8 protein-coding genes are annotated in these 9,205 nt (G+C 66.8%); 5 read left to right on the top strand and 3 right to left on the bottom strand.

All coding sequences use genetic code 11. The annotated features are described in order from the left end of the window. On the top strand, window positions 1-585 hold a 585-nt coding region (locus tag FFS27_RS05300), incomplete at its 5' end, for a DUF3142 domain-containing protein (RefSeq protein WP_137951945.1). Here the strand turns inward: FFS27_RS05300 and trhP are convergent. Together trhP and zwf are read right to left on the bottom strand one after the other, a co-directional pair. Continuing rightward, the gene (gene trhP, locus FFS27_RS05295) at window positions 579-1,973 is read right to left on the bottom strand and encodes a prephenate-dependent tRNA uridine(34) hydroxylase TrhP (RefSeq protein ID WP_003142098.1); all 1,395 of its coding nucleotides are present in this window, start codon (window positions 1,971-1,973) and stop codon (window positions 579-581) included. The genes FFS27_RS05300 and trhP overlap by 7 nt on opposite strands. Window positions 1,974-2,053: 80 nt before the next feature. Then, a complete protein-coding gene (zwf, locus tag FFS27_RS05290; protein ID WP_017148687.1) occupies window positions 2,054-3,520 on the bottom strand; it encodes a glucose-6-phosphate dehydrogenase in 1,467 nt (488 codons plus the stop codon). 85 nt (window positions 3,521-3,605) lie between these two features. Between zwf and hexR the strand changes: the two genes are divergently transcribed. Together hexR and FFS27_RS05280 are read left to right on the top strand one after the other, a co-directional pair. Beyond that, window positions 3,606-4,487, top strand: coding sequence for a transcriptional regulator HexR (gene hexR / locus FFS27_RS05285; protein ID WP_003096857.1), 882 nt, complete (start codon window positions 3,606-3,608; stop codon window positions 4,485-4,487). A gap of 106 nt (window positions 4,488-4,593) precedes the next feature. Continuing rightward, a complete protein-coding gene (locus FFS27_RS05280; RefSeq protein WP_003105559.1) occupies window positions 4,594-4,809 on the top strand; it encodes a PA3496 family putative envelope integrity protein in 216 nt (71 codons plus the stop codon). Here FFS27_RS05280 and pycR read toward each other — a convergent pair. Further along, window positions 4,763-5,698, bottom strand: coding sequence for a LysR family transcriptional regulator PycR (gene pycR, locus FFS27_RS05275; protein ID WP_003121355.1), 936 nt, complete (start codon window positions 5,696-5,698; stop codon window positions 4,763-4,765). The two genes, FFS27_RS05280 and pycR, sit on opposite strands and share 47 nt — an antisense overlap. Before the next feature lie 213 nt (window positions 5,699-5,911). On the opposite strand from pycR, the gene FFS27_RS05270 reads away from it, so the two are divergent. After that, window positions 5,912-7,327 (top strand): acetyl-CoA carboxylase biotin carboxylase subunit, encoded by a 1,416-nt coding sequence (locus tag FFS27_RS05270; protein WP_003096848.1) that lies wholly within the window; start codon window positions 5,912-5,914, stop codon window positions 7,325-7,327. Between the two features lie 15 nt (window positions 7,328-7,342). Then, window positions 7,343-9,166: a sodium-extruding oxaloacetate decarboxylase subunit alpha gene (oadA, locus tag FFS27_RS05265; protein WP_003105555.1), complete on the top strand. Its 1,824-nt coding sequence runs from the start codon at window positions 7,343-7,345 to the stop codon at window positions 9,164-9,166. Window positions 9,167-9,205 lie beyond the last annotated feature (39 nt).

Genomic DNA, 9,205 nt, shown 5'->3' with positions numbered 1-9,205 from the left:
GCCGGGACGCTGTACATCCTGCAGGGACAGATCAGCCAGTCGCGCCGGCGCCCCGGCGAGGGCGTGCGGCTGATCGCCCAGGGCATCTCGGTGCCGCGCCTGGCGCGGGGTGAGGTCTGGGTGGTGTACCGCGCCCATACCCTGCGCTGGACGCCGCAGATCTACCAGGCCGTGCTGAACCAGGTGCAGCGCTGGAAGCGTGCCGGCAACCCGGTGGTCGGCATCCAGATCGACTTCGATGCGCGTACCCGCTACCTCGACGAGTACGTCGATTTCCTCCGCGACCTGCGCCGGCGCCTGCCCCGCGAATACCGCTTGAGCATCACCGGGCTGCTCGACTGGGGCAGCAACGCCGAGCCGGCGGCGATCAACCGGCTCAAGGGCGTGGTCGACGAAGTGGTGGTGCAGACCTACCAGGGGCGCCACAGCATTCCCAACCACGCCGCCTACCTCCCGCGGGTCAGCCGCCTGCAACTGCCGTACCGGATCGGCCTGGTCCAGGGCGGCGACTGGCAAGCCCCCGACTACCTGGAAAAGAGCCCCTGGTTCAGGGGCTACGTGGTGTTCCTGCTCAACCCTCAGTGAGCGCAGCCGCAAGCGCCCTTGCCGGCACACCCGCCGCTGCGTTCGGCCTGCGGCTGGCGGGTGTCCTGGCCGGGCTGGAGATCGCGCATCAGTAACGCGTAGCGCAGGTCCAGGCCTTCCGGCAGCGCCAGGTAGACCACGTGGCCATTGCCCGGCGCCACCTCGATGGCTTCGCCGGCGGCGTTGCGCAGGTCCTCCACGCGCAGGCTCAGGTTGCCTCGCGGAGTCATCAGTTCGACGCTGTCGCCGCGCTGGAAGCGGTTCTTCACCTCCACCTCGGCCAGGCCGTCGCGGCGTTCGCCGGTGAGTTCGCCGACGAACTGCTGGCGCTCGGACAACGAATGGCCGTGCTGGTAGTTCTGGTACTCGTCGTGCACGTGGCGGCGCAGGAAGCCCTCGGTGTAGCCGCGGTGGGCGAGGGACTCCAGGGTGTCCATCAGACCGCGGTCGAACGGCTTGCCGGCCGCCGCGTCGTCGATCGCCTGGCGGTAGACCTGGGCGGTGCGCGCCACGTAGTAGTGGGACTTGGTACGGCCCTCGATCTTCAGCGAGTGCACGCCGATCCGCGCCAGCCGCTCGACGTGCTGCACGGCGCGGAGGTCCTTGGAATTCATGATGTAGGTGCCGTGTTCGTCCTCGAAGGCGGCCATCGGTTCGCCGGGACGGTTGCCTTCCTCGAGGAGGAATACCTGCTCGGTCGGCGCGCCGCGTCCCAGGGTCGGCTCCCGCGCCACCACGTTGCCCAGCTCGTCCTCGCGGCCCTCCACCGCCTTGTATTCCCAGCGGCAGGCATTGGTGCAGGTACCCTGGTTGGGGTCGCGGCGGTTGATGTAGCCGGACAGCAGGCAGCGCCCGGAATAGGCCATGCACAAGGCGCCGTGGACGAACACTTCCAGCTCCATGTCCGGCACCTGCTGGCGGATTTCTTCGATCTCCTCCAGCGACAGCTCGCGGGAAAGGATCACCCGGGTCAGGCCCTGCTGCCGCCAGAATTGCACCGCGGCCCAGTTCACCGCGTTGGCCTGCACCGACAGGTGGATGGGCATCTGCGGGAAATGCTGGCGAACCAGCATGATCAGGCCGGGATCGGACATGATCAGCGCATCCGGACCCATGGCGACCACCGGCTCCAGGTCGCGCAGGAAGGTCTTCAGCTTGGCGTTGTGCGGGGCGATGTTGACCACCACGTAGAAGCGCTTGCCGAGCGCGTGGGCCTCGGCGATGCCTTCGGCCAGTTGGGCGTGGTCGAAATCGTTGTTGCGCACCCGCAGGCTGTAGCGCGGCTGCCCGGCGTAGACGGCATCGGCGCCGTAGGCGAAGGCATAGCGCATGCTTTTCAGGGTGCCGGCGGGGCACAGCAGTTCGGGGCGGAGGGCGGTGGCGGTCATGGTTCGGGCTCGCAACAACGTGGGCGCGCGACTCTAGCCGAGCGCGCGCCGGGCGATCCTGAGCCGGATCAATGTCCGCGTCATTCCAGCCAGCGTCGACCCTGCAGTTCCAGCAGCAGTTGCGCCTGTTCCGGGCCGTTGCTGCCGGCCGGGTAGGGCCGCGGGCTCTGGTAGTGCTCGCGCCAGCCGGCGAGGATCGGGTCGACCCAGCCCCAGGCGGCCTCTACCTCGTCGCGGCGCATGAACAGCGTCGAGTCGCCCTCGATCACGTCCAGCAGCAGGCGTTCGTAGGCGTCCCAGCGCCGCTTGTTGCGGCTGAGGGCCTCGGCCAGGTTGAGGTCCAGCTCCACCGGTTCCAGTTGCATGCCCTTGCCCGGGGTCTTGGCCATCAGTTGCACGCTGATCCGCTCCTCCGGCTGCAACCTTATCCACAGGCGGTTGGCCGGCCCGCCGCCGCCGTCGATCAGGCTGTGTGGCACCGGCTTGAACTGGATGACGATTTCCGAGCACTTGCGCGCCATGCGCTTGCCGGTGCGCAGGTAGAACGGCACCCCGGCCCAGCGCCAGTTCTCGACCTCGGCCTGGAGCGCGACGAAGGTCTCGGTATCGCTGTCGTTGTCGACGTTCTTCTCGAAGTAGTACGCCGGCACCTCCTGGCCGCCGATCCTGCCGGCGGCGTACTGGCCGCGTACCGTCTTGTCCTGCACGTCGAGCCCGGAGATCGGCTTCAGCGCCTGCAGCACCTTGAGCTTCTCGTTGCGCACCGCCTCGGCGTCGAAACGCACCGGCGCCTCCATCGCCACCAGGCAGAGCAACTGGAGCAGATGGTTCTGCACCATGTCGCGCATCGCCCCGGCGTGGTCGTAGTAGCCGCCGCGGTTCTCCACGCCAAGGGTCTCGTTGACGCTGATCTGCACATGGTCGATGTGCGCCGCGCGCCAGACCGGCTCGAACAACGCATTGGCGAAGCGCAGGGCCATCAGGTTCTGCACGGTTTCCTTGCCCAGGTAGTGGTCGATGCGGAACACCCGCGACTCGTCGAACACCCGGCCGATGGACTGGTTGATCGCCCGCGCCGAGTCCAGCGAATGGCCCAGCGGTTTTTCCAGCACGATGCGCGCTTGCGGCCCGGCGAGGCCGGCGATGGAGAGGTTCTGCGCGATCGGCGCGAACAGGCTCGGCGAGGTCGCCAGGTAGTGCACCAGCACTCGGCCCTCGCTGCTCTTCAGGTGCCGCGCGAGACGGCCGAAGTCTGCGCTCTGCGAGGCGTCCATGGCCAGGTAGTCGAGGCGCGCGGCGAAGCCTTTCCATTGTTCGGTGGCGAACTCGCTGCGCGCCACCACCGCGCGGACGTTGCGCTCGGCGAGGGCGAGGAAGGCGGCGTTGTCCAGCGCGCTGCGGGCGAGGGCGAAGATCCGCGTATCGGCCGGCAGGCGGTCCTCCCGGTGCAGGCGATAGAGCGCCGGCAGCAGCTTGTGCAGGGCCAGGTCGCCGGTACCGCCGAAGACCAGGATGTCGCAGGACGTTGGAGTGGCTGGTGTACTCAAGGCAAGCTCCCGACGGCGTTGGCTGGGCGTGGCTGACTGTTTGTAGTATAACTACAAGGTTACTACAGAGAATCGAGCCCAGCCTGTGAACCTGCTGCAGCACATAGCCCAGTCCCGCCAACAGCTCCGCAAGTCGGAACTCAAGGTCGCCGATCACGTTCTCAACGATCCGGCGTCGGTCATGCACAGCTCCATGGCCGAACTGGCCCATGGGGTCGGGGTCAGCGAGCCGACCATCGTGCGTTTCTGCCGCGCCATCGGCTGCAGCGGCTTCCAGGACCTCAAGCTGAAGCTGGCGCAGAGCCTGGCGGCCGGCGCCAGCTTCGGCCAGTTCTCGATCCACGAGAGCGACTCGGTGGCCGACTTCAGCCTGAAGATCTTCGACACCACGCTGCACAGCCTGATGGAAGTCCGCGAGCACCTGGACACCCACGCCCTGGAGCGCGCCATCGCCGCCATCGCCCACGCCCAGCGCGTGGAGTTCTACGGCTTCGGCGCTTCCGGCGCGGTGGCCTCGGATGCCCAGCACAAGTTCTTCCGCCTGCTGCTGTCGGCGGCGGCCTACTCCGACCCGCACATGCAGGCGATGTCGGCGGTGACCCTCAAGCCCAGCGACGTGGCCATCTGCATTTCCCAGTCGGGTCGCTCGAAGGACCTGCTGATCACCGCCAACCTGGTCCGCGAGGCCGGCGCCACGCTGATCACCCTGTGCCCGAGCCAGACCCCGCTGGCCGACCTGGCCACGGTCAACCTGGCGATCGACGTGCACGAGGACACCGACATCTACACCCCGCTGACCTCGCGCATCGCCCACCTGGTGGTGATCGACGTGCTGGCGATGGGCGTGGCCATGGCCCGCGGCCCGGACCTGGTCAACCACCTCAAGAGCGTCAAGCGCAGCCTGCGCAGCCTGCGCCTGTCGCCGAAGGTGATGAAGAACCAGGAAGAGCGCGGCGAGCCGTCCTGAGGCGCCGCCGGGAAGGCATAACGCAGTCTTCACCGGCCTGCCGCCAAACCGTCACATTGCTGCGCGATGCTCGCGACTCCAGCCAGTCGGCCATGGGAGACGCGAGATGCCCCGTCATAGCGATGCCAATGCCCAGCACGTGGATTCGAAAACCCGCCGCAAGCTCGAAGACCAGCGGCGCATGCAATTCCGCCGGGCGATCGAGGACCACTGCGAAGAACTGCGCCTGCGCCAGGAACTGGCCGACTACCCCGAGCTGGTAGCCGCCGCCTACCTCAGCTCGAACCGCCAGGGCCGGCGAAGCGCCCAGCGAGCTGGCTGATCAGCGCCCGCTCCTCGCGGACGAAGGCGACGAACGCCTGGGCCACCGGGCTCAGGCGCTTGCCCTTGGCGTGCACCAGGCACCAGCTGCGATAGAGCGGCAATTCCTCCACCGGTAGTTCGCGCAGCAGGCCGTTGGCCAGTTCCTGGTGCGCCGCATGGCGCGGCAGCAGGGCCAGGCCGAGGCCGGCGATCACCCCTTCGCGCAGGGACTCCAGCGAGGCGATCTCCTGGATCTGCGAGAAGTGCGCGCGGCGTTGCTGGAAGAACTCCTCGCAAGCCTTGCGGGTGCCCGAGCCCGGTTCGCGGACCAGTAGCGGGAAGGGCTCCAGGTCCTTCAGGGCCAGCTTCGCGGCGTTGCACAGCGGATGGTCCGGCGGCGCCACGGCGATGATCGGGTTGTTCAGGAAGGGCAGGAACTCCAGGGCCATGTCCTGCGGTACCAGGGACATGATCACCAGGTCGTCGCGGTTGTCGGCCAGGCGCTTGATCACCTGGGTGCGGTTGACCACCGTCAGGCTCAGGCTGACTTCCGGATGCAGATTCTGGAACGCCTTGAACAGGTGCGGGGTGATGTACTTGGCGCTGGACTCCACCGCCAGGCGCAACTGGCCCTGCAGCGAGCCCTTCAGATCCGAGAGCTGCATGTCCAGGCTTTCCAGGCGCTGGAACAGGTCGGTGCTGGTCTTCAGCAGGGCTTCGGCGGCATCGGTCAGATAGAGCTTCTTGCCGACGTACTCGAACAGCGGCTGGCCGACCAGCTCTTCCAGTTGGCGGATCTGCAGGCTGACCGCCGGCTGGGTCAGGGCCATTTCCTCCGCCGCCCGGCTGTAGGAGCGGCTCTCGCATACGGCACGAAAAACCTGAAGCTGCCGTAATGTCATACGCATCAACGACTTACGCATTCCAGTCACACTCTGACCGAGATCGGTCGGGCGACTATAAAGCTTTTCTAATGGCTATCCCAATAATTATTGATTTTTGTTAATCACCCTCACGGGGGTAGGGTAAAAGCGCGACCGGGAGCTGCCTGCCGGTCATGCAGCGACCGGAATATCCGGATCGACCGTACCAGGTTCCCAACCCCGAAGAGGGAGACCTCCGTGATCAAGAAGATCCTGATCGCCAACCGCGGCGAGATCGCCGTCCGCATCGTGCGCGCCTGCGCCGAGATGGGCATCCGCTCGGTGGCCGTCTACTCCGAGGCCGATCGCCACGCGCTGCACGTCAAGCGCGCCGACGAAGCCCACAGCATCGGCGCGGACCCGCTGGCCGGCTACCTCAACCCGCGCGCCCTGGTGAACCTGGCGGTGGAAAGCGGCTGCGACGCCCTGCACCCCGGCTATGGCTTCCTCTCGGAAAATGCCGAGCTGGCGGAAATCTGCGCCGAGCGCGGTATCAAGTTCATCGGCCCGTCGGCGCAAGTGATCCGCCGCATGGGCGACAAGACCGAAGCCCGCCGCAGCATGATCGCCGCCGGCGTGCCCTGCACCCCCGGCACCGAAGGTAACGTCGCCGACCTCGCCGAGGCCCTGCGCGAAGCCGAGCGGATCGGCTACCCGGTGATGCTCAAGGCCACCTCCGGCGGCGGCGGTCGCGGCATCCGTCGCTGCAACAGCCGCGAGGAACTGGAGCAGGCGTTCCCGCGGGTGATCTCCGAGGCGACCAAGGCCTTCGGCAGCGCCGAAGTATTCCTCGAGAAGTGCATCGTCAATCCCAAGCACATCGAGGCGCAGATCCTCGCCGATTCCTTCGGCAACACCGTGCACCTGTTCGAGCGCGACTGCTCGATCCAGCGCCGCAACCAGAAGCTCATCGAGATCGCCCCGAGCCCGCAGCTCACCCCCGAGCAGCGCGCCTACATCGGCGACCTGGCGGTGCGCGCGGCCAAGGCGGTGGGCTACGAGAACGCCGGCACCGTGGAGTTCCTGCTCGCCGACGGCGAGGTGTACTTCATGGAGATGAACACCCGGGTCCAGGTGGAGCACACCATCACCGAGGAAATCACCGGCATCGACGTGGTTCGCGAGCAGATCCGCATCGCTTCCGGGCTGGAGCTGTCGGTCAAGCAGGACGACATCGTCCATCGCGGCTACGCCCTGCAGTTCCGCATCAACGCCGAGGACCCGAAGAACAACTTCCTGCCCTCGTTCGGCAAGATCACCCGCTACTACGCCCCCGGCGGCCCCGGCGTGCGTACCGACACGGCGATCTACACCGGCTACACCATCCCGCCGTACTACGACTCGATGTGCCTGAAGCTGATCGTCTGGGCGCTGACCTGGGAAGAGGCCCTCGATCGCGGACTGCGCGCCCTCGACGACATGCGCGTGCAAGGGGTCAAGACCACCGCGCCGTACTACCAGGAAATCCTCCGCAACCCGGAATTCCGCAGCGGCCAGTTCAACACCAGCTTCGTCGAAAGCCACCCGGAACTGACCCAGTACTCGATCAAGCGCAACCCGTCGCACCTGGCCATCGCCATCGCCACCGCCATCGCGGCCCACGCCGGCCTGTAAGGGAAGGAGCAGAACATGAGCAACACCATCCAAGCGAAGAAGACCGGCGTCACCGATACCATCCTGCGCGATGCCCACCAGTCGCTGCTGGCGACCCGCATGCGCACCGAGGACATGCTGCCGATCTGCGACAAGCTCGACCGCGTCGGCTACTGGTCGCTGGAAGTCTGGGGCGGCGCGACCTTCGACGCCTGCGTGCGCTTCCTCAAGGAAGACCCGTGGGAGCGCCTGCGCAAGCTCAAGGCGGCGCTGCCCAACACCCGCCTGCAAATGCTCCTGCGCGGGCAGAACCTGCTCGGCTACCGCCACTACAGCGACGATGTGGTGCGCGCCTTCGTGGCCAAGGCGGCGGTCAACGGCATCGACGTGTTCCGCATCTTCGACGCGATGAACGACGTGCGTAACCTGCGCGTCTCCATCGAGGCGGTGAAGGCCGCCGGCAAGCACGCCCAAGGCACCATCTGCTACACCACCAGCCCGGTGCACACCATCGAGGCCTTCGTCGCCCAGGGCAAGGCGATGGCCGACATGGGCGTCGACTCCATCGCCATCAAGGACATGGCCGGCCTGCTCACCCCCTATGCCACCGGCGACCTGGTCAAGGCCCTGAAGGACGCCCTGCCGCTGGACGTGGTGGTGCATTCCCATGACACCGCCGGTGTCGCCAGCATGTGCCAGCTGAAGGCCGTGGAAAACGGCGCCGACCGTATCGACACGGCGATCTCCAGCATGGCCTGGGGCACCAGCCACCCGGGCACCGAGTCGATGGTCGCGGCGCTGCGTGGCACCCCCTACGACACCGGCCTGGACCTGGAGCTGATCCAGGAGATCGGCATGTACTTCCACGCGGTGCGCAAGAAGTACCACCAGTTCGAGAGCGAATTCACCGGCGTGGATACCCGCGTGCAGGTCAACCAGGTGCCGGGCGGGATGATTTCCAACCTGGCCAACCAGCTCAAGGAGCAGGGCGCGCTGAACCGTATGGGCGAGGTGCTCGAGGAAATCCCGCGGGTCCGCGCCGACCTCGGTTTCCCGCCGCTGGTGACGCCGACTTCGCAGATCGTCGGCACCCAGGCGTTCTTCAACGTGCTCGCCGGCGAGCGCTACAAGACCATCACCAACGAAGTGAAGCTGTACCTGCAGGGCCGTTATGGCAAGGCGCCCGGCGAGGTCAACGAGCAACTGCGGCGCCAGGCCATCGGCAGCGAGGAAGTCATCGACGTGCGCCCGGCCGACCTGATCAAGCCGGAGCTGAACAAGCTGCGCAGCGAGATCGGCAACCTGGCCAAGTCCGAGGAAGACGTACTCACCTACGCGATGTTCCCGGACATCGGGCGCAAGTTCCTCGAAGAGCGTGAGGCCGGCACCCTGAAGCCCGAGGAACTGCTGCCGATTCCCACCGGCAAGGGCGTCGCCGCCGCCGGCGCGGAAGGCACCCCGACCGAGTTCGTCATCGACGTGCACGGCGAGACCTACCGCGTCGACATCACCGGGGTCGGCGTGAAGAGCGACAACAAGCGGCACTTCTACCTGTCCATCGACGGCATGCCGGAAGAAGTGGTGTTCGAGCCGCTCAACGAATATGTCGCCGGCTCCGCCAGCGGCCGCAAGCATGCCAGCGAGCCGGGCCACGTCAGCACCACCATGCCGGGCAACATCGTCGACGTGCTGGTGAAGGAAGGCGATAGCGTCAAGGCCGGCCAGGCGGTGTTGATCACCGAGGCGATGAAGATGGAAACCGAGGTCCAGGCCGGCATCGCCGGTACGGTCAAGGCGATCCACGTGGCCAAGGGCGACCGGGTCAACCCGGGCGAGATCCTGATCGAGATTGCGGGCTGACCGCGACAGACGGTTAAAGTCCCTGGGGGAGCATGATGC

It is taken from the genome of Pseudomonas sp. 2VD, assembly GCF_005503585.1.
Lineage (GTDB): Bacteria > Pseudomonadota > Gammaproteobacteria > Pseudomonadales > Pseudomonadaceae > Pseudomonas > Pseudomonas aeruginosa.
The sequence above is the reverse complement of the archived record's forward strand: the minus strand, read 5'-3'. Positions and strand labels throughout refer to the sequence as shown.

Bases quoted from the DNA above. Each gene is read 5' to 3' on its own strand.
- FFS27_RS05280 (WP_003105559.1), top strand. From the start codon at position 4,594: ATGCCCCGTCATAGCGATGCCAATGCCCAGCACGTGGATTCGAAAACC.
- trhP (WP_003142098.1), bottom strand. From the start codon at position 1,973: ATGACCGCCACCGCCCTCCGCCCCGAACTGCTGTGCCCCGCCGGCACC.
- oadA (WP_003105555.1), top strand. From the start codon at position 7,343: ATGAGCAACACCATCCAAGCGAAGAAGACCGGCGTCACCGATACCATC.
- pycR (WP_003121355.1), bottom strand. From the start codon at position 5,698: ATGCGTATGACATTACGGCAGCTTCAGGTTTTTCGTGCCGTATGCGAG.